Consider the following 20,770-nt stretch of genomic DNA (forward strand, 5'->3'; position numbering starts at 1 on the left):
ATAATAAGGGCTATCGACGAATATTTTCATTGGGTCTTGTAGTTAGGGGGGAGAATAAAAACAAAATCCCGACGAAATCGCTTCGGCAGGATTCTATTTCATTTTTTACTTAAATGTGGCTACGTAATAAAATTATGACTAATTAATTCAATTCTGATACTGCAAAGATAGTGCGTTTCAGTATGTGTCACAATCACCTTTATGAGGTATATTATGTAGTGGTTCTCACTATTTATAGTTAGTAGCAGGTGTTTTCTCTACTTTTTTCCATTCTTTAGTCTCGAAATCATATGCTTTTATGATTCTTGCAGGGCATCCGGCGCATATAGAATAAGGTGGAACAGAATGACTGACTACGCTCCCGGCAGCCACTACGCAATGTTTCCCTAAGGTTACTCCTGGTAGAATGACTGAGTTGGCGCCTACCCATACATCATCTTCAATGATAACAGGCAGTGTGCTGACTCCTTGTTCATCAATCATCTTTTCCGCATCCTGATAATTGTGGTTGAGTCCTGTGACTGTTACATTCTGTGCCAGATTGACGTGGTTGCCGATATGAACCGGACCTATGATTGTATTTCTTAATCCGATGCGTGTATAATCTCCGATTGTTAAGTCGCCAACTGCATTGTTCAGACAGGAGAAATCTTCGACAACAGAATATTTTCCCAAGAAGAACCGGTTGAAAGGAGGGAGGTCTTTGCGGACACTCCGGTAGATGACAGAACCCTTTCCACGTTTCAGGTATATGAAATCGAAGAGCCGTATCCACCAGTTGGGGCGAGTTTTAACGGGATGCATGATGAAACGATGCACAGCCTGTTTCAAGCCGGGGTTTTCTTTAATTCGTTGTTTAAGTGTTTTTTTCTCCATATTGAATGTTTTTTCTTCTTTTTGTCTTCTACCAGATAATCAGGGATTGCCAGGCTGTAAGTGATTAATAGACCGAAGAGTGCGATCCACCATCCGAATGATAAGGTCCAATTGTATACGGTTATCAACGAAGCCCAAACGCTTACGAAGATACATAATTTAAGTGGAGAAGGTGTCAATTGTTGTACGATCCGGTTGCAGAAACTCCAGTTTCCCTCAAATATGGAAGAGAGTAAGTAAGAAGTCGTTTTCCGGATACGTTTCCGATAAGGGCAGACCGGAGCGGATTGGCAGTAAACAATTACGTCCGGTAGGTAGTCAATGTATATATTCTGTCGGAATAACTTTCGCTCAATATTGGTTTTGGAACTTTTCATGTTCTTTTGCAGCCATTTCAGATCGATTACCATGTTGGTTCCAAGCAAATAGGATGATAGTCCGAATTGTGTATTACCGGCTCTGCAAAGGCTGTTTTTTATTTCTTCACGTATGGCACAGAAGTGATTACGGAAACCTTTGTGGTTTTCTATCACCGTATGTAGCTGGACGGCTTGTATACCAGCATCGTATGCATTGTATATTTTGTCCAGAAATTGCGGAGATAAAGCAGATGCTGTATGGGATAGAAAGAGAACCAGATCGTAGTGCTCTGGGTCTAAACTGTGGATTGTCTGATGCAGATCGCTGTATGTGATAAACTCATATGATTCTTCTTTATATATATATGGAAGAAGGCTTCCTTCTGGAACGAGAATGGCGCAACGATATGCTTTTTGAGCTTTAGGGTAAGTGATATGTTTGCAATGTGAAGCTACGGCCATCACAAAGAGGTATAGCAGCAAAAGCCCTGTACAGAAGAATATCAGGTCATCTATTATGTAGATATAAGAGTCTATCATCTGGAAGGAGATTATACGTTCTCTTTTTGAATGAATGCAGTAACTGTTTTCAGAATAATCTTTATATCCAACCAGAAAGAGAATGTCTTTGCATAGGTAATATCCAACTGCTTACGTTCTTCGGCAGAAAGTTTACCGGCTTCACCTCTTTTCTCTACCTGCCATAAACCGGTCAATCCGGCCGGACCCATGAAACGGTCGATGTGCTCATCGCTTGTCAGCAATTCGGCTTCATAGAGTGGGAGAGGACGGTTGCCTACTATTGACATATCCCCCTTTAAAATATTAATAAGCTGAGGTAATTCGTCAATACTATATTTACGGATAATGCGTCCTATCTTTGTTATTCGCGGGTCATTTTCCAACTTAACGAAAGCATTGCTTTTTTCTTTGGACTTCTTGTTGATGTAGTCTTCTTCGGAGATTACGAAATCGTCCGATATCAGGAGGATTTCTTCTTCGTCGGCTTCTTCATTAATATCCGGTTCCAGTTCTTCCCCCCAGATATCCTCATCTTCCTGTTGATACTGGTTAAGAGCATTGAAATCCTTTAAATGCTTGTCGGCATCAGTGTACATCGAACGGAATTTAAGGAAGTCGAATATCTGATAGTTACTTCCTACTCGCTTGGATTTGTAGATAATGGGGCCCTTGCTTTCTAACCGGATAGCTAATGCAGTAAATATTAGGAGAGGAGAAAGGCATAATATCGCCATTCCCGAAAAGAATATATCAAAAGTTCGTTTCCATAAAGGCAACCGGAAAGCATTAATATTTTGTGTTTTAAGCTGAAGTGCCTTTATTTTCTGATCTTTTCTTCGTTTAAGGAAAGTCGATAAGTCCTTTAAAGCCTCTTGGCTCGTTTCATATTTGATTGTATTGTTAATGCCGGCTTTAAGATATTCGGATGCTTCTTCCTTAGACAAGGAATCGATGACGAGTATCATATAAAGTCCCGGATATTTTTTGCGCATGTATTGGATATCTGCAATATCTTGGGATAAGTTCACCTGTTCGAAAAATAGGGCTGCGTCATATTTTTCGCGTATTTTCTCCAATACTTTGACAGCTTTGCTACAATTGGACGCAGCATAGAATACCCCAATACTTAGTCGGGAGAGTAGTTCTATTGTTTTGCTATCTCTGCCTATATAAACAAAATATTGCATGTGTAGAAGACCCGGTATTAGTCAATAATCTTTTTGATTCGGATTTTGAGTTCCAATGGGTTGAATGGTTTCAGGATATAGTCTTCTGCTCCCTCTTCCAGTAGTCTGATTCTTTCCGTTGTACTTTCTTCGCTGGATAACATAACGATAGGAATTGATTTGAATAATTCATTGTTCTTCATGTATCTTAAAAATTCATCACCCATCATAAGAGGCATACGAATGTCTGAAATAATGAGGTCAGGTACATTGCCTTCATTAAGCCATTCTATTGCTTTGATGGGATCTTCCAAATAGGTAAAATCATACTCTTTTCCTAGATACACACCGGCCACTTTTCCGATTGTCGATTTATCGTCGACTAGTAATATTTTTTTCTTCATACGAATAGACCTTTCTATCGCTTGCTTTGTTATTTGATTTATTGATTGAGATTGTTGTCACATTATATTTGTGATACACTGCAAATATAGATATTATTTTAGAATAATCTCCATTCTGGAGAGTAAAATTCGTGATATATGTTTTTTTTCTATTAATTGCGACTAACAGTATCTTGATGAAAAAACACGGATTTCAACTTTCATGAAATCCGTGTTGATGATTGACTGTTTGGCTTATTTATAGACTCTTGATGAATCAAAAGTTTTCCACCATTCTTCATTCTTAGTACCGCCACTTGTTACCCAACTTTCGAACAGCGAGTAAGCAGATTTGATATTCACATATTCCAAAGGCCATTTGAAGTCTGTCGGAACCATGATTCCCCATGCCAGGTTGTCTTTACTGATGTAATATCTTTTGCGGGAAGTAGAGCTATCGTCGTTGTTGCCTCCGAACAAGTCGGTATTTGCTAACTTAGTGGGTTGGTAACCGACGATATGGATCTCTTTACGTTGGTTTCTGTTTCCTTCTACGAAGATGAACACATTCAGTTTGTTGATATTAAGCTCATCCACAGAAATAGGGTTGCTGAACTTGATTGTGAAACTGATATTTTTAGGATTCGTATTGGCAGAATGATCTTTAATGGTATTAATCTGTTCGTAACGGTCTCTTCCCAATGCGTTGTGAGCATCGTCAAATAATGGGATAACAGCATAGTCCTGGCCGTTCTCAATCTTATTACTATTCACATTAAAGTTTTTAGCAAGAGAGTTATCACTGAACACCACCGGTTGTGTGATAGCACTGGCAGGAACACCGTCCAGCATGATAGCAGCTCCGATGCTCTTCGTAGCTCCGGCAGCCGATAAATCAAGACTTAGCGTGAACTCTTCTGCCTTATTATCCTTGTTGATGGAAATCTTTCTTTCTTTGATAATCAAAACAAGGTCGTTCATATCGTAATCTCCATATAAAGGCCACTGGTCTTCAAATAGATAAGCGTAATTACGAGTATCATCCATGATGATCGGGAATTTAGGATCTTCTGGTTCTTCTCCTTCATTTCCATTATTCTTAGTACCCGTGCAGACATCTATCACGACTTTGGATTCTCCCATTTTAGTGAAGTATGCGCCATTTTGTACATGGAAGTTGTTCCAATGTGGGCTTTTTTCAACATGATTATCACATTCAATAACTAAATTTCCGTCATACGTAAAACCTTGTCCGGTTATAACCGGAGATTTTATCATAGAAGTATTTTCGCCTTTTCCGTAAAATTTAGCATGAGCCGTATTCATGTAAATACTTGTAGTTGCATCCAGCATAGAACCATTGCTCAAGTTGACTGTCCCATTAACAAACTCCATCGTAGGAGCTTTTAAATATCCTTGGGTAAAGTTGAATGTTGCTCCGTTTGCATAGAAAGAAGTTGTGGCTTCCAGGCTGCAAGCATTGTTGAATGTTGTATTGATGAGGCTGATGGTTGTAAATCTCATGATGTTGTTATTGGTAGCAACAGCATTAGAATTTGCAATTAATTTCTCTCCATAAATCTCTCCGTTATTTTCCAATGAGAAATTAGCTGGCAGATTTAATTCATCTTCCAGCTCGATCTTATTGTCATTCACAATTTTTGTGTTAGAGTTGATCGAGATATTTTTGCTTGATATGGTTCCTTTGTTGTAGAGCGTTGCACCGGAATGTAGAGTCATGGTGTTTGTCACAGCCAGTGTCCCCCAGTTTCTTAATGCAGCAGGCGCTCCATTGGTGAATGATACATCGTCTGCGTTTACTTCTCCTTTTTCCATGATAGTCAGCATGGAGTTTCTGATGAACGTCATGGTTCCTGATGCATTAATTTTTGCATTGTTCATCACAATGATTTCAATTCCGTTCTGGAATTGGAAAGTTGCAGGAATAGTCCATTGGGCATCTACATAAACTCTGGTTGCAATATCACCGTCATATCCGTCAAATTTGAATATACCATTATAGTCAGAGGTGATTTTGTAATTAGCATTACGCAGTAAAGTCGTTCCTGTCATTTCTGTAACTTCTTTAGCGTCAGATGGTATGGAAGAATAATCCGGCTTTTCAAATGCGAGACTTCTTGTAGCGACACCACGACTCATTAATGCTCTATTCTGTGCTGCAGATTCTGCATAATAGAGCTTACAGGTAATATTATCGCTGTTTTCCGGCACATCGAACTGATATACCTGTTCACGTCCTCTTGGGTCGGTTTGTTTCACGTAAATACCCTTTTGAGTGGGGAGCAGGCTGACAGCAGCTGTAAATTTAAAGTTGTTTTCTTTGTTAGCTGTCCTTGTAGCGAGTACGGAAGCATTTTCGTTAGTCAAAGGATCTTCTGCATATATTTCAATTAAATAAGCAAATTGCCCTCCTTCTTCATCTTTCACTTCGACTGAAACATTTTTTGTGGTTATCATGTTCCAATCGATATCATCGGGAGCAGCAAAGCCGTCTCCCATCGGGTTAGGTGTTTCATAAGACGGATCATAGAGATCCTTTCCGGAGTCCACACAACTAAACATAGTACCTGCTATTGCTATTGCAATAATGGGCACAAATTGAACTGTTTTCTTCATCATAATGTATTATTGCTTGATTGTTTGTAACCAAATCCATCACAAAAATAACTGCATATCTTTTATTGGAAATGTTTTTTCTGTTATTTTATAGGGTGAAAACAACTATACTTCCGTTTTGGTTCTTCTTTGGCTCGTTTAGGTTTGATGAAGTCTCGGTGATGATGAAGAGAAATCCCTTGATTTTCACTTTTATAAGACTGCTTAAAATGAAAATCAAAGGATTATATTAAGTGTATTTAATTTAAGACTTAGTAATTTCTCCTATTAAGCAGGAGTTCATTTTATATCGGATATCCTTGTTGGGTAATCCATGTCCCAATAAAAACATGAGCTTTGTTATGGCACATTCGGGAGTGCTGTCATATCCGCTGATTACACCTGCTTCCAAAAGGTGCATTCCTGTTTCATAACGTCCCATCTCTACTGCTCCGGAGGCACACTGTGTGATGTTGACAATGATAATTCCGCGATCGGTAGCTTCCTTTAGTTGGCGGATGAACCATTTCTTTTGCGGGGCATTTCCTGAACCGAAGGTTTTCATGACAACTGCCTTCAATCCGGGAACATGAAGCAGAGAAGTTACGATACTCTCTTGGATACCAGGGAAGAGGGTCAAAATAACTACATTAGTGTCAAATAGATAATGCGGCTTTAATGGTTTTGTCGGGTCCGGTTTCCGGATGAGATTAGGTTCATATTTGATGTGGATGCCTACCCGTGCCAAGGGTGGATAATTGAAAGAGCGAAAAGCGTTAAAATTCTCCGCATTAATTTTGGTAGTACGGTTGCCACGCATCAAATGATTTTCAAAGAAAATACAAACTTCAGGAACAATGGCCGTACCATCCGGGTTTTTGGCTGCTGCGATTTCAATGGCTGTGATGAGATTTTCTTTTCCGTCTGTGCGCAAAGTTCCGATTGGTAACTGGGAACCGGTGAGAATGACGGGCTTGCTTAAGTTTTCGAGCATAAAGCTTAATGCAGAGGCTGTGTAAGCCATCGTATCTGTTCCGTGAAGGATGACAAAACCATCAAAATAATCATAATTGTAATTGATAATCTTTACTAGCTTTGCCCAGTAAGCAGGTTCCATATCCGAAGAGTCGAGAGGGGGATCAAATTGGTAGGAAGAGATGCGGTAGTTGAATCTTTTTAGTTCGGGTACATGCTTAAGCAAATGATCGAAGTTGAAGTTTTCTAAAGCACCTGTTTCCGGATTCTCTATCATTCCGATAGTTCCACCCGTGTAAATTAACAAAACGGAAGGGGTTTCTGCTCTCATAATTGTTGAATTACTGTTAAAACGCTGGCAAAGATAGGAAAAAATAGTGATTTATGATTTATGAATTATGATTTATGAGTTTTCGAATGATTTTGTAGATTTATCATTCATGTGAACCTCCCTCACATCCCTCACACTTGATTAATTTATTAGAATTACCAATGCCCTGGATTCAACTGCTGATTCGCATAAATCATAATTCATAAATTATAAATCATAAATCATTTCACCGCTTCTTTTAATTTAAGGATGGCTTTTTCCGGGTCTTTTTCTTCTTCGAGCAGAGTAACGAACTTACTGCCGATGATAGCTCCGGAAGCGTGTTCGCAAGCTGCCTGGAACGTCGCTTTATTGGAGATGCCAAATCCTATCATCAACGGATTGTTCAGATGCATATCTTTTATTTTCTTGAAGTATGCCTGTTTTTGTTCGTTGAAATTCTGTTGTGCTCCGGTAGTTGCTGCTGATGAAACCATGTAAATGAATCCGTCGGTATGTGTATCTATTTCGCGTACCCGTTCTTCGCTGGTCTCCGGTGTGATGAGCATAATCACTTTGATGTTGTAGCGCTCTGCAATGATACGATAATGTTCTTGATAATCACGGAAAGGGAGATCGGGGATGATAACACCATCAATACCGCATTCCACGCATTTACGGCAGAAGTTTTCAAATCCGAATTGCATGATTGGATTTAAGTACCCCATGAATACAAGTGGTATTTTTACGTCCTTGCGAATATCCCGCAATTGTTCAAAAAGAAGTTTTAAAGACATGCCGTTGCGCAATGCTTGGGTAGCGGCATTCTGGATAACAATGCCGTCTGCCATCGGATCACTGAAAGGAATACCGATTTCAATCATGCTTACTCCATGTTTTTCGAGTGTGCGGATTACATTGGCAGTACCATCTAAAGTGGGGGTGCCGGCACAAAAATAAATAGAAAGTATGTCTTTCTTGTTGCTATTGAAAAGTTGATTAATTCTATTCATGACGTTGGAATTTTAAAGTGATGATTTTAATTCGTTTAAAAATGTCCGGATACGCTCCGGATCTTTTTCTCCCGGTTTGGTTTCAAAACGGCTGTTGAGATCATATCCGGCAAGCCGGGGATGCTTGAATTCTTTCAGGGCATTGGCACTGTATGAGTTGATACCTCCGCTCAAAAGGAAAGGTACATCTCTGTTATATGTGTGTAATATGCTCCAATCAAATTGATTTCCCGAACCACCATATTGCTCGCATTTGGTATCGAACAGAAAAAGATCACAGACTTTTTCGTAGTCATACACCTTTTTCAAGTCTTTGGGGCGGTCTACGGAAAAGGCCTTGATGATTTTCAATCCGGTAGAATGTAAGGACCGGCAGTATTCCGGCGATTCATTTCCGTGGAGTTGCACATCATTCAGTCCGAAACGATCAGCATACATGCTGACCACTTGCTTATCTTCATTGACAAAGACGCCGACACGCCGGGCATGAGTGGGCAGGTAAGCCGGAAGCTCGTAGACACATCGGGGAGATTTAGGATAAAAGATGAATCCCAGCATATCTATGCCTTCGATAGCCTCTACGTCCTGTATGTTTTCAGCTTCTCGCATACCGCATACTTTGATAATTTTTCCGTTAATCATAGGGCTGTCCGTTTTGAATAATTAGTTTATTGAATGGCTTGCAGGAAATTCTGTAAAGTTTCTCCCGGTCGCTGTGTTTTCATAAATGTTTCGCCGATCAGGAATCCCCGGAATCCGGCTGCCCGGAGGCGTTTAACTATTTCCGGATCGGAGATGCCGCTTTCAGATACCAGTACCGAATCTTGAGGAAGTTGTCCGGCCAGGCGGAAAGAGTTTTCTACATCGGTGAAGAAAGTACCCAGATTACGGTTGTTGATACCTACCATATCTATTCCTTTGTTGATGTACGCCAGTTCTTCGGAACTATGAATCTCTAGTAGGACCTCCATACCTAATTCATGAGCTTTCTCTGCCAGTTCATTGCACTTTTCCGGTTCCAGTGCGGCTGCGATAAGAAGTACGGCATCTGCACCGACAATTTTAGCTTGGTAAAGCTGGTATTCGTCAATGATGAAGTCCTTTCTAAGGATGGGAATTTCCACCAAAGGGCGTGCGGCGCGGATATCTTTCAGGCTTCCTCCGAAAAACTTCTCATCAGTAAGGATGGAAAGGGCGGAGGCACCTGCCGCTGCATAGGAGGGAACGATCTCTTCCGGACGCGCTTCTTCTTGTATCCATCCTTTGGAAGGAGAGCGCCGCTTGAACTCGGCGATAATACCTGATGCGGAAGAGGCTAATGCCTGCTTCATAGAGCGGGGAGTCGGAGATTCGCTGATACCTTCCTGTAATTGTTCGATAGAAATAGCCTGCTTTTGCAGGTCAACTTCAAATCGTTTGTTTGCTATAATCTCGGATAATATATCTTTCATCAGTTCGTTTGTTTTTATATTTATAATCAGACTTGCTAATCGTAAATCAAATTAACTATTCAATTCGATGAATTTTTTTAGTGTTGCTAATGCACGTCCGCTTTCCAATGATTCTTTGGCAAGAGCAATACATTCTTCAATTGTCTTTTCCGGACGAATCACATGGATAGCGAAAGCGGAGTTGACTATCACTACATTTTTTTGAGCTTCCGTAGCTGTATTATTCATGATATGATCGAAAATCTTAGCTGCATCTTCCGGTGTTTGTCCGCCATCCAGATCAATATCCTTATAACGGGAGAAGCCGAGGCTTTCGGGAGTGTAAATCTTTTCATGATCGCTGGTTGCCACTTTAAACTCATTGGTCAGAGAAATCTCATCATATCCGTCAAGGCTATGAACAACGGCAAATTTCGTCTTGCTTTCCTGATAAGTATAGGTGTAAAGGCGAAGTAACGGTAGATTGTAAACTCCTAACAATTGGTAAGCAGGTAATACCGGATTTACCAATGGACCTAGCATATTGAAGAAAGTGCGCACTGCCAATCCTTTACGAACCGGAGCTACTGCTTTTAATGCCGGATTGAATAAAGGGGCATGTAGATAAGCAAGATTGCATTTTTCCATGCTGCGACGCAGTTGGTCTACATCACTGGTGAATTTTACACCGTGTTGCTCCATTACATTACTGGCACCACTGACCGACGTTGCTCCATAGTTACCATGTTTCACAACCGGGAAGCCGGCTCCGGCAACTGTGAAGCAGGAAGCTGTAGAAATATTGAATGTATTTTTTCCGTCACCTCCGGTTCCTACGATATCAATCGGAGCGAAATCACTCAAATCGACCGGAATACGCATTTCCAACAGTGCGTCACGGAAACCGCATAATTCCTCTACGGAAATATTACGCATCAGAAAGACGGTGATGAGTGAGGCCACTTGCACATCGTTATATTTCCCTTGTGCGATGTTCTGTAGAATGGTGCGTGCTTCATCGCGTCCCAAATATTGATGTTCGAAAAGTTTGTATAGAATCTGTTTCATAAGTTTAATCGTTTAAGAAGTTTTTGATAATTTCTTTTCCTTGCGGGGTTAATACTGATTCGGGATGGAACTGAATACCATGTACATTATACGTTTTATGGCGGATTGCCATGATTTGTCCCTCCTGGCTTTCTGCTGTTATTTCCAGACAGTCCGGAAAGCCTTCCCGGCTGACTACCCAGGAATGATATCTTCCAACAGGGATTTCTTTTCCTAATCCTTCAAAAAGCAGGTCCTGACGAATGATACTTACCGGAGTTTGTACGCCATGATATACTTCTTTGAGATTTTCCAGACGTGCTCCGAAGGCTTCGCCGATAGCCTGATGACCCAGGCAAACCCCTAGAATGCTTTTGGTCGGAGCGTATCTCTTAATAATAGGTAGTAACAAGCCGGCTTCTTCGGGTATGCCCGGTCCGGGAGACAGGATGATTTTATCAAAACGATCTACTTCATCAAGCTCTATCTGGTCGTTGCGGACTACTTCTATATCTGTAGCCCCTAATTCTTTCACTACATGCAGCAGGTTATAAGTGAAAGAGTCGTAGTTATCTAAAAGTAATATTTTCATTTTTATTGTCATTGTAAAATGGTTGTTCAAATACTATCTCTGCTTTTCTGCCTAAAGAAATAGAAGCGTTTAGGCAACGGGAATCTTTTTTCAGGGAACAGCAATTATTTTTTAGGCTGACTATTTGGGACGGTTAATTTTTTAATTTGACAGCTAAATCAATTGCTTTTTTCAGTGCTCCCAGTTTATTGTTCACCTCTTGCAGTTCGTATTCATCTTGGCTGCGTGCTACGATACCTCCTCCGGCCTGGAACCAGAGTTCGTTGTTGCGGCTTACAAAAGTACGGATGGTGATTGCTTGGTTTAATTCGCCATTCAATCCGATAAAACCGATACAACCACCGTAGGCTCCACGATTATGTGGCTCGATTTCACTGATTAACTGCATAGCGCGTACTTTGGGGGCACCGCTTAACGTACCGGCCGGGAATGTGTCAATAAACGTTTTTATTTTGTTGGCGCCTTCATTCAGCATACCGCTGACACGGCTTACCAAATGAATAACATGACTATAATATTGCGGTTCCTTATAGAATACCACACGTACGTCATGGCAATTACGTGAAAGATCGTTTCTTGCAAGATCAACCAGCATGACATGCTCTGCATTTTCTTTAGGGTCGGCCAGTAAAGCCTCTGTCAATTCGCGGTCTTTTACTGTGTCTCCCGTGCGACGGGTGGTTCCGGCAATCGGATCAATGTAGGCACGGCCGTTTTCGATTTTGCAATGTGTTTCCGGCGAAGAACCAAAGATACGATATCCTCCGAAGTCGAAGTAGAAAAGATAAGGAGAAGGATTGATGCTGCGGAGTGCGCGATAAACTTTGAAATCATCTCCGGCGTATGGTTGGATAAATCTTCTGGAAAGCACGATTTGGAAAACATCTCCGCGCATACAGTGTGCGATTCCTTTGCGCACATTTGCTTTGTGCTCTTCGTCGGTGATGGGGCTGGTTACGGGGCCTGTTACAGAGAAATTGTAGGAAGCATAATTCCGGTTTTCGATGGCTGCTTCCAGTTCCGGCAAACCGCTTTCTTCTCCTTCGGACAACATTTCAACTAATGTCAGCTCATTTTTGAAATGATTGAAAACAATGACATACTTATATAATATGTATAGTAAATCCGGAGCATCGTTTTGCTCATCATGACTTTCTTTCACCGGGATATGCTCGAAGTACTTCACGGCATTAAACGTCGTATATCCGTAAAGTCCGCATACATTCTTATTATCTCCGGTCACCTGGAACTGATTGATAAACCGGTTCATGGCCTTTTCTACATTGAATGTTTTTGTCAGCGGTTCTTCCGTACGGCTATTATCGGGATAATTGGCAGTGGCAATGCCACCGTTTACACCGATGCTTGCCAAGGGACAAAGGGCTATAAATGACAGGGAATTTTCTCCGGCATGATAATCGGAACTTTCCATTAATGCGGATTGAGGATACATGTCGCGCACTTTCAGATAAATGCTGACGGGAGTATGCATATCTCCGAGCACTTGTTTGCTATGGGTAGTATAATTAAATGTTTTCATTTCTATAATTGCTTGATTATTGATTGCGAATGATGGTTGACTAATTATTTATAGCTGTTCGTTAAACGACAAATAGGTTTCAATATCTTTGTCTCCTCGTCCCGAAACAGTCAATACAACGATATCTTCCGGCTTGAACTTCAATTTTTTCAAAGCTCCTAATGCATGGGCGGATTCCAATGCAGGGATAATACCTTCGAGTTTGGTTAGTTCGTAGGCAGCTTCTATCGCTTCGTCGTCGTTGATTGCCAATACGTTGGCACGGCTTTGGGCGGCAAGGTTAGCGTGTATCGGACCAATGCCCGGATAATCCAGTCCGGCGGAAATGGAGTATGGTTCCTCTATCTGTCCGTCCTCGTTTTGGATGACATAGGTACGTGCTCCGTGGATAATTCCCATTTTGCCGAGTTGGATGGTAGCGGCGGTCATTCCGGTCTCTATTCCTTTACCTCCCGCTTCCGCCAGGATAATGCCTACCCGTTCGTCGTTGATATAATGATAAATCGTTCCGGCAGCATTACTTCCTCCTCCCACGCAGGCTATCAGATAATCCGGATAATCACGTCCTTCTTTTTCTTGCAGTTGCTTTTTGATTTCTTCGCTGATAACAGATTGCAGACGTGCTACCATGTCAGGGTAGGGATGAGGACCTACGGTAGATCCGATGATATAATAAGTGTCGGCAGGATGACAGCACCAGTCGCGGATCGCTTCGTTGGTTGCATCTTTCAGAGTCATGTTGCCGGAAGTAACGGGGATAACGGTGGCTCCCAACATTTTCATTTTCTCTACATTGATGTGCTGGCGTTCTACGTCCGTCTTTCCCATATAAACGATACATTCCATATCCATCAATGCACAGACGGTAGCTGTTGCTACTCCATGTTGTCCGGCTCCGGTTTCGGCGATGATACGCTTCTTTCCCATGCGGCGTGCCAGTAAGATTTGTCCGATGGTGTTGTTGATTTTGTGAGCACCTGTATGATTCAGGTCTTCCCGCTTCAGATACAACTTGCAACCGTACTTTTCAGAAAGGCGTTTGGCCAGATAGAGTGGGGAGGGACGTCCTACGTAGTCACGTAGCAACTGGTCGAACTCCTTCTTAAAATCTTCGCTTTCAATCACTTCGAGGTACTTATTCGTTAGTTCCTCAACACATTTGTGGAGGATTTCCGGTACGTAAGCACCGCCGAATTCTCCGTAATAGCCATCCTGGTCAACTAAAAAACTTTTCATAATCCTATCTGTATTTTTATGTTATTATTGAATCTGTTTTGAAACGGGTAAATAAAAAGAGCCCTGTCGCAGGTTGCGACAGGGCTCTTTCAAATTTGTTATATCTTTAATGAGGTATATACATACGAGCACTGCTCCCTTACGACTGTCGGAGTTGTAACGGGCGCCACCACCAATATGTATTTACTAACATTGTTCTCATTGTCTTTTGTAATTTTATGGGGGCAAATATAGACACTTTGTTTGAAACAGCAAACAAAATATGACTTTTTTTCTCTTTTGCCTTCATTTTTCTGATATAGAACAATTTTCAACCTGAACTGTTCTTATAAATATTGAATATTTAAACAAAAACAATTATGAAACAGAGAAAAGTTTTAGTAGGTATCGCTATTGCCATTTTCATTATATTATTATTGTATTGGTTATTGGTAGCAGAGGATATGAAACCCTGGTTGTCGGCTATGGTTCCTTCCGTGGCACAACAATTCTTTGCTTGATTCTGACAGGCTTCGGATAAATCATGTATCTTTGCAAGGATAGTGACTAATAACCAAAATAATAACAATAGACTAAGATATGGAAAATTTTATTTTTCAAAATCCTGTGAAACTAATCATGGGAAAAGGGATGATTGCCCGGCTGGCTAAAGAAATACCGTCCGACAAACGTATTATGATTACTTTTGGCGGCGGAAGCGTGAAGAAAAACGGAGTGTACGATCAGGTAAAGGAAGCATTGAAGGACCATTTTACGGTAGAATTTTGGGGAATCGAACCCAATCCTGCCATCGAAACTCTCCGTAAAGCGATTGCTTTGGGAAAAGAAGAGAAAGTGGATTATTTGCTGGCTGTTGGCGGCGGTTCTGTTATTGACGGTACGAAATTGATTTCCGCAGGAATCCTGTATGATGGTGATGCCTGGGATTTAGTACTTGCCGGACGCCCGGTAACTCATACTGTACCTCTTTCCACTGTATTGACTTTGCCTGCTACCGGTTCGGAAATGAATAACGGAGCAGTTATTTCCCGTCGCGAAACGAAAGAGAAATATCCTTTTTATGCCAACTATCCAATCTTCTCTATTCTTGATCCGGAAGTAACTTTTACCTTGCCACCTCATCAGGTAGCTTGTGGATTGGCTGATACCTATGTTCATGTGATGGAGCAATATATGACTACTTCCGGACAGAGTCGCGTTATGGACCGTTGGGCAGAAGGTATTCTGCAAACTCTGGTGGAGATTGCTCCGAAAATTCGTGAAAACCAGCATGATTATCAACTGATGGCTGATTTTATGCTTTCGGCTACAATGGCATTGAATGGATTTATTGCTATGGGAGTGTCTCAAGACTGGGCTACTCACATGATCGGGCATGAAATTACTGCTTTGCACGGATTGACACATGGCCATACGTTAGCCATTGTTCTTCCTGCCACGTTGCAAGTGCTTCATGAAGAAAAAGGGGATAAGCTTTTGCAGTATGGTGAAAGAGTTTGGGGAATTACTTCCGGTACGAGAGAAGAGCGGATTGATGAAGCAATTTGCCGTACCGAAGAATTTTTCCGTTCACTGGGACTGACTACACGTTTGCATGAAGAGAACATCGGACAGGAAACTATTCTGGAAATCGAACGCCGCTTCAATGAACGTGGTGCTAAATATGGTGAGAATGGAAATGTAACAGGTGCTGTTGCTCGTAGAATATTAGAGACTGCACTTTAGGCACACTCTTACATGAAGTTTATAGAATAAGAAGGTTTCCGAAAAATCCTTCTTGCTAAATAAAATGTGTACCCTAAAAGTTGGATATAAAACTTTTGGGGTACATTTCATTAGTAGTGGTAATAATGTAAAGTAGCGGGGCAGTATTATTATCTTACAGGGTATACTTCATAATCAGTAACAGCAAAAAGAGTGATTTTATAAATCCAAGGCTTTTCGGTATTCTGTTTACTATTTCTCAATATTCTCTGTTCTTGGAATTTTGAACCAGAAACAAGAACCTTCTCCTTCTTTAGATTCCGCTCCGATAACTCCTCCCAGCCGCTCTACTATGACACGGCAGATGGCTAATCCGAGACCTGTTCCTTTAATAAACGAATTCAGTTTGACGAAACGTTCGAACACCTTGTCTATTTTGTCAGCAGGAATTCCGATACCTGTATCTTTTACATAAAAGTATATTTCATCACTTGCTTCTTCAATCCGGTATCCCATTTCGATAGAACCCTTGGAAGTGAACTTTAAGGCATTGTTTGTAAAGTTGATGATAACCTGTGATAAGCGTATGCGGTCTGTATTAATAATACATTGATTTGCTCTCTCTGTGAATACGATTTGTACGTCCGGTGAAGAGTTTTTTTCTTGCATTTGTCTGCAAATACCTTCCATCAGTTCATTAATGTCAGTTTGCGCAAATGTGAATTCCATAGTACCGGCTTCGATTTTGGAAAGATCCAGAATATCGTCTATCAGTTGCAATAATAAGATATTGTTGCTGGAGATTATTTTCACGAACTCCTGTTTCTCTTCTTCCTCTTCTGTCTGGCAAACCATTTCGGAAAATCCTACAATTGCGTTTAGTGGGGTTCGTATTTCATGGCTCATATTAGCTAGAAAGGCAGATTTCAGTCGATTGGATTCTTCGGCTTTTTCCTTTGCCTCTTGCAACATTCTGTTCATTTTTAGTTTTTCTGTGATGTTTTCAAAACGAAGTAATCCGCCAATAATTTCAGTTTCTTTTTCGTCGCCAAAAACGGGAGTTGCGGTCACTTCAAAATCTACATTGTCTACTCTGATTGTATGTCGGATTATTTTGCCTTGTTCGATTGCTTTCTTGAAAGCACATTGTCCACATGGTTCATTACGAAGTGCACTGGTCTGATAGCAAATTTTTCCTGGTATGTATCGTCTTCCTTTTACCAGGCTGGCGATTTGTCTTGTTTCTTCCCATTGCACCCGGTAATTTTTATCAATATAGATAAGCCCGAAGTCAATACTTTTTAGAGCTAGTTTCTGCTTCTTCAATGCTTTTTCTAGTTCTTCTTTGGCTGCAACCAATTCTCTTTCATAATTCTTGAGTTGAGTGATCTCCCATCGGGTTGCCAGTAGCCATCTTTTTTCCCCTTCCCATGAAATAATTGATTTTACAGCAATCGTATCATGGGTGATTCCATCGGGAGTGATATATTTTTCTTCTTTGCGGTATACTTTGCCTTCTTGTACGAGTTCTTTGTCGATATTTCGGTATTTTTCTCCTCTTTCTTCTCCGTATATTTCGTAGTCAGTATGTCCGATGGCTTCTTCACTACTGATACCGGATTGAACGGCTGATTCTTTATTCCAGTAATAGTATCGGAAATCATTTGCAATGTCTTTTACGAAGATCGGAAAAGGAAGGTTGTCGAGAATATCAAAAGAAAAACGATAGGAATGATTGGTCTTTTTAATCGTTTTGTGTAATTTGTGGATTCTATATAATAAAATGCTGATGATAAGGAGTAAAATAATTACCAGTAAATAATTATAACCCCAAGGTACTTCACCAATCCAGAAAATTAACAAAATATTGTTTGCCATAAAATGTTTGATATAAATAGGGTGTAAAGATATGAATTGTTCTTTAACTATCAAAAAGATAATACATAAATCTATTATTTTTCAATGTTACATTGTGAGGATGTAATAAAATATAATGTGTAGAATGTGGGTGTATGGTATCTTATAATTCCTATATAGTATGATATTTAGAGTGATGTTGAATCTTTTTTTTAGAGGTAAAATGTATTAAAATATTAAATGATGTCTCATGAACTAAAATCATTTCTAATTTGTTTTAATAACGCTGGAGTATTTTCTATTTTTGTTCACCTAAATTAGTTTTGATAGAGTCAAAATAAAACAATCATTTAATTACGTATGCTAATAACCATTATTATTCTCGTTCTTTCGGCTGTCTTTTTCGTGAATGGCAAGGTTCGTTCGGATATTGTGGCACTATGTGCGCTGATAGCCTTACTTGTTTTTCAGATATTAACTCCTGACGAGGCACTCTCCGGTTTTTCCAATTCGGTAGTCATTATGATGATCGGATTGTTTGTAGTAGGAGGGGCTATTTTCCAGACGGGACTGGCAAAAATGATTAGTTCCCGAATTCTTAAACTTGCGGGAACCAGTGAGATCCGGTTGTTTCTATTGGTGATGTTGGTGACTTCTGTCATTGGCGCGTTTGTCAGTAACACAGGTACGGTGGCATTGATGCTTCCTATTGTTGTTAGTCTGGCGATGAGTGCCGGCATGAATCCCAGCAGGCTGTTGATGCCGTTGGCTTTTGCAAGTAGTATGGGAGGTATGATGACTCTGATTGGTACTCCGCCGAACCTTGTGATACAGAATACGTTGACTTCCGCCGGACTTGAGCCGCTTTCTTTCTTCTCTTTCCTGCCTGTCGGCATTGTCTGTGTAATTGTCGGTACACTGGTTCTGATGCCGCTTAGTAAATGGTTTCTTTCTAAAAAAGGCCAGAAAGATGATAATAAACGTTCGGGCAAGTCATTGAAACAGTTGGTTAATGAATATGGACTTTCCAGTAATTTGTTTCGTTTACAGGTGATAAAAGATTCACGGCTTTTGGGGAAGACAATAATCGATTTGGATATTCGTCGTAAATATGGTCTGAATATTATGGAAGTTCGTCGTGGTGATGCATCGCAACATCGTTTTCTGAAAACGATTACTCAAAAGTTTGCTGCACCGGACACGATGTTAGAAGTAGAGGATATTTTGTATGTGACTGGAGACTTTGATAAGGTGCAACTCTTTGCGGAAGATTACTTGCTGGAGATCTTGGACGATCATGCAACGGAAGAAACAAAAAGTACGGCTAATTCGCTTGATTTTTATGATATCGGTATTGCTGAAATAGTATTGATGCCATCTTCTAATTTGATAAACCAGACAATTAAAGAAGCTGGTTTCCGTGATAAGTTTAATGTGAACGTATTAGGGGTTCGTCGTAAAAAGGAATATTTATTGCAAGATTTGGGGAATGAGCGTATTCATAGTGGTGACGTGCTTTTGGTGCAAGGAACATGGAATAATATAGCCCGTCTTAGCAAGGAAGATGCTGATTGGGTTGTTTTGGGGCAACCTTTGGCGGAAGCGGCTAAAGTTACGTTAGATTATAAAGCTCCGGTAGCAGCTGCTATTATGGTGTTAATGGTGGCAATGATGGTTTTTGATTTCATTCCGGTAGCTCCGGTTACAGCCGTTATGATAGCGGGTATATTGATGGTGCTTACGGGATGTTTCCGCAATGTGGAAGCGGCTTATAAAACGATCAACTGGGAAAGTATTGTATTGATTGCTGCCATGCTCCCTATGTCTCTGGCATTGGAGAAAACGGGAGCTTCGGAATATATTTCCAATACATTGGTGAACGGTTTGGGATCATACGGACCGATTGCATTGATGGCAGGTATTTATTTTACGACTTCGTTGATGACGATGTTTATTAGTAATACGGCTACCGCTGTTTTGCTTGCTCCGATTGCTTTGCAAAGTGCCATACAGATTGGAGTCAGTCCGGTTCCTTTCCTGTTTGCCGTGACGGTAGGTGCAAGTATGTGTTTTGCTTCTCCGTTCTCTACGCCGCCTAATGCCTTGGTGATGCCTGCCGGACAATATACCTTTATGGATTATGTAAAAGTAGGATTGCCATTGCAGATTATTATGGGAATCGTGATGATTTTTGTATTGCCATTGATTTTCCCCTTTTAGTCTTTGATTTTTATCTTGTCAGTGGGGGAGATGAAAGAAATAGAGATTTGTAGCGCTGAATCTTTGTCTTTTTATGAAGAGTTGCATATTTCCATGCAACTCTTTTTTTGCTGTATACTATTGAATAAATAGTATTAAAATTTTAATATTCAACGATATAACTAACTGTCTTCTAATATAAATAATTAGAGTGAGGCGCTTTAAAAGATGTTAACTGCAAATCGGAAAATGCAATGTAATTTGTATAATGTTTATAAATACAATTATCTTTGTGCGTCATTGCTGGTTATTGATTAGTAGTGATTTATGTTTTTCGCAAATAAAACAAACTAAAGCATTAAAAGATTATGAAACAGAACATTGCAAAAGTATTCACTTTCTCGTTGTTGGCGTCTTCCATCAGTTTTATCAGTTGTGTTGATAATGAGAAAAACCTGTTTGATGCAGATCAACTGAAGCAAATTTACGAAGAAACTTTTCCTGTAAAAAACATCGATCTTGATGGTGATTGGACAGTGTCACGAAGTGTGATAGCGTGTGTGTCAGTTAATGGAGATCAGGGAGTAGATTATAAGATACAAATATTTGATGCCGATCCATTAAGTCCGGGAAGTACAGCAAAACTCTTAGCGGAAGGAACTGTCAATCAAAGTACGACTTTGAATGTGGTGATGGATTGTGCAACAGCGCTTGATAAGGTGTTTGTTGCACGCATAGATGAGCACAAACGCTATCTGGTTCAACCGGCAGCGATTGAAAACGGCACAGTGACAGCGCATTTTGGAGACAAAGGTACACCAACACGTTCTATGTCACGAGCTGTGGCGACTAGTATACCAGTTATGGAGGCTCCTTATACTGCTGATTTTGTTAGTGCTAAAAAGGTAACTGCTACTGTCGTTCAGGCTGGCTGGGATTTAGGGG

At 40.5% G+C, this 20,770-nt stretch carries 17 protein-coding genes and 1 pseudogene; 4 read left to right on the forward strand and 14 right to left on the reverse strand.

Translation table 11 applies throughout. The features are described 5' to 3' along the window. Positions 1-228: 228 nt before the first annotated feature. The 13 genes from BXY_RS00350 to trpB all read right to left on the reverse strand — a co-directional run bounded on the left by BXY_RS00350 (position 229) and on the right by trpB (position 14,065). A complete protein-coding gene (locus BXY_RS00350) occupies positions 229-876 on the reverse strand; it encodes an acyltransferase (RefSeq protein WP_008640640.1) in 648 nt (215 codons plus the stop codon). Continuing rightward, positions 828-1,775, reverse strand: a complete 948-nt coding sequence (locus tag BXY_RS00355; protein WP_004316626.1) for a glycosyltransferase family 2 protein — start codon at positions 1,773-1,775, stop codon at positions 828-830. The genes BXY_RS00350 and BXY_RS00355 overlap by 49 nt, the downstream gene beginning before the upstream one ends. 11 nt (positions 1,776-1,786) lie before the next feature. Beyond that, positions 1,787-2,944, reverse strand: coding sequence for a sugar transferase (locus BXY_RS00360; RefSeq protein ID WP_008022882.1), 1,158 nt, complete (start codon positions 2,942-2,944; stop codon positions 1,787-1,789). A gap of 17 nt (positions 2,945-2,961) precedes the next feature. Next, positions 2,962-3,327 (reverse strand): response regulator, encoded by a 366-nt coding sequence (locus BXY_RS00365; protein ID WP_004300114.1) that lies wholly within the window; start codon positions 3,325-3,327, stop codon positions 2,962-2,964. Positions 3,328-3,561: 234 nt separating this feature from the next. Continuing rightward, the gene (locus BXY_RS00370) at positions 3,562-5,946 is read right to left on the reverse strand and encodes an LruC domain-containing protein (RefSeq protein WP_008640638.1); all 2,385 of its coding nucleotides are present in this window, start codon (positions 5,944-5,946) and stop codon (positions 3,562-3,564) included. Between the two features lie 241 nt (positions 5,947-6,187). Beyond that, the gene (locus tag BXY_RS00375; RefSeq protein WP_015530948.1) at positions 6,188-7,228 is read right to left on the reverse strand and encodes an asparaginase; all 1,041 of its coding nucleotides are present in this window, start codon (positions 7,226-7,228) and stop codon (positions 6,188-6,190) included. 221 nt (positions 7,229-7,449) lie between these two features. After that, positions 7,450-8,220, reverse strand: coding sequence for a tryptophan synthase subunit alpha (trpA, locus tag BXY_RS00380; protein ID WP_004316614.1), 771 nt, complete (start codon positions 8,218-8,220; stop codon positions 7,450-7,452). Positions 8,221-8,232: 12 nt separating this feature from the next. Then, positions 8,233-8,862, reverse strand: coding sequence for a phosphoribosylanthranilate isomerase (locus tag BXY_RS00385; RefSeq protein ID WP_015530949.1), 630 nt, complete (start codon positions 8,860-8,862; stop codon positions 8,233-8,235). A gap of 26 nt (positions 8,863-8,888) precedes the next feature. Then, positions 8,889-9,671 carry an indole-3-glycerol phosphate synthase TrpC gene (trpC, locus tag BXY_RS00390; protein ID WP_004316611.1) on the reverse strand — a complete coding sequence of 261 codons (783 nt, stop codon included), beginning with the start codon at positions 9,669-9,671 and terminating at the stop codon, positions 8,889-8,891. A 51-nt stretch (positions 9,672-9,722) separates the two neighbouring features. Beyond that, positions 9,723-10,718, reverse strand: a complete 996-nt coding sequence (gene trpD, locus BXY_RS00395) for an anthranilate phosphoribosyltransferase (RefSeq protein WP_004316609.1) — start codon at positions 10,716-10,718, stop codon at positions 9,723-9,725. Positions 10,719-10,722: 4 nt separating this feature from the next. Then, the gene (locus BXY_RS00400; RefSeq protein WP_008770619.1) at positions 10,723-11,289 is read right to left on the reverse strand and encodes an anthranilate synthase component II; all 567 of its coding nucleotides are present in this window, start codon (positions 11,287-11,289) and stop codon (positions 10,723-10,725) included. A 133-nt stretch (positions 11,290-11,422) separates the two neighbouring features. Next, positions 11,423-12,829, reverse strand: coding sequence for an anthranilate synthase component I family protein (locus tag BXY_RS00405; protein WP_015530950.1), 1,407 nt, complete (start codon positions 12,827-12,829; stop codon positions 11,423-11,425). Positions 12,830-12,877: 48 nt separating this feature from the next. Next, a complete protein-coding gene (gene trpB / locus BXY_RS00410; RefSeq protein WP_007752215.1) occupies positions 12,878-14,065 on the reverse strand; it encodes a tryptophan synthase subunit beta in 1,188 nt (395 codons plus the stop codon). A 359-nt stretch (positions 14,066-14,424) separates the two neighbouring features. Between trpB and BXY_RS00415 the strand changes: the two genes are divergently transcribed. After that, on the forward strand, positions 14,425-14,565 hold the full coding sequence (locus tag BXY_RS00415; RefSeq protein ID WP_004300101.1) for a hypothetical protein: 141 nt from the start codon (positions 14,425-14,427) through the stop codon (positions 14,563-14,565). Positions 14,566-14,644: 79 nt separating this feature from the next. Continuing rightward, positions 14,645-15,790, forward strand: a complete 1,146-nt coding sequence (locus BXY_RS00420; protein ID WP_008022874.1) for an iron-containing alcohol dehydrogenase — start codon at positions 14,645-14,647, stop codon at positions 15,788-15,790. A gap of 231 nt (positions 15,791-16,021) precedes the next feature. Here the strand turns inward: BXY_RS00420 and BXY_RS00425 are convergent, their stop codons facing one another. Then, positions 16,022-17,647: a PAS domain-containing sensor histidine kinase gene (locus BXY_RS00425; RefSeq protein ID WP_015530951.1), complete on the reverse strand. Its 1,626-nt coding sequence runs from the start codon at positions 17,645-17,647 to the stop codon at positions 16,022-16,024. Positions 17,648-17,986: 339 nt separating this feature from the next. Between BXY_RS00425 and BXY_RS00430 the strand changes: the two genes are divergently transcribed. Next, entirely contained in the window at positions 17,987-19,846 is a 1,860-nt protein-coding gene (locus BXY_RS00430) for an SLC13 family permease (RefSeq protein WP_015530952.1), read from the forward strand. A 347-nt stretch (positions 19,847-20,193) separates the two neighbouring features. Next, a pseudogene (locus BXY_RS00435) lies at positions 20,194-20,770 on the forward strand (LruC domain-containing protein); the annotation flags it as partial.

The organism is Bacteroides xylanisolvens XB1A, assembly GCF_000210075.1.
Classification (GTDB): domain Bacteria; phylum Bacteroidota; class Bacteroidia; order Bacteroidales; family Bacteroidaceae; genus Bacteroides; species Bacteroides xylanisolvens.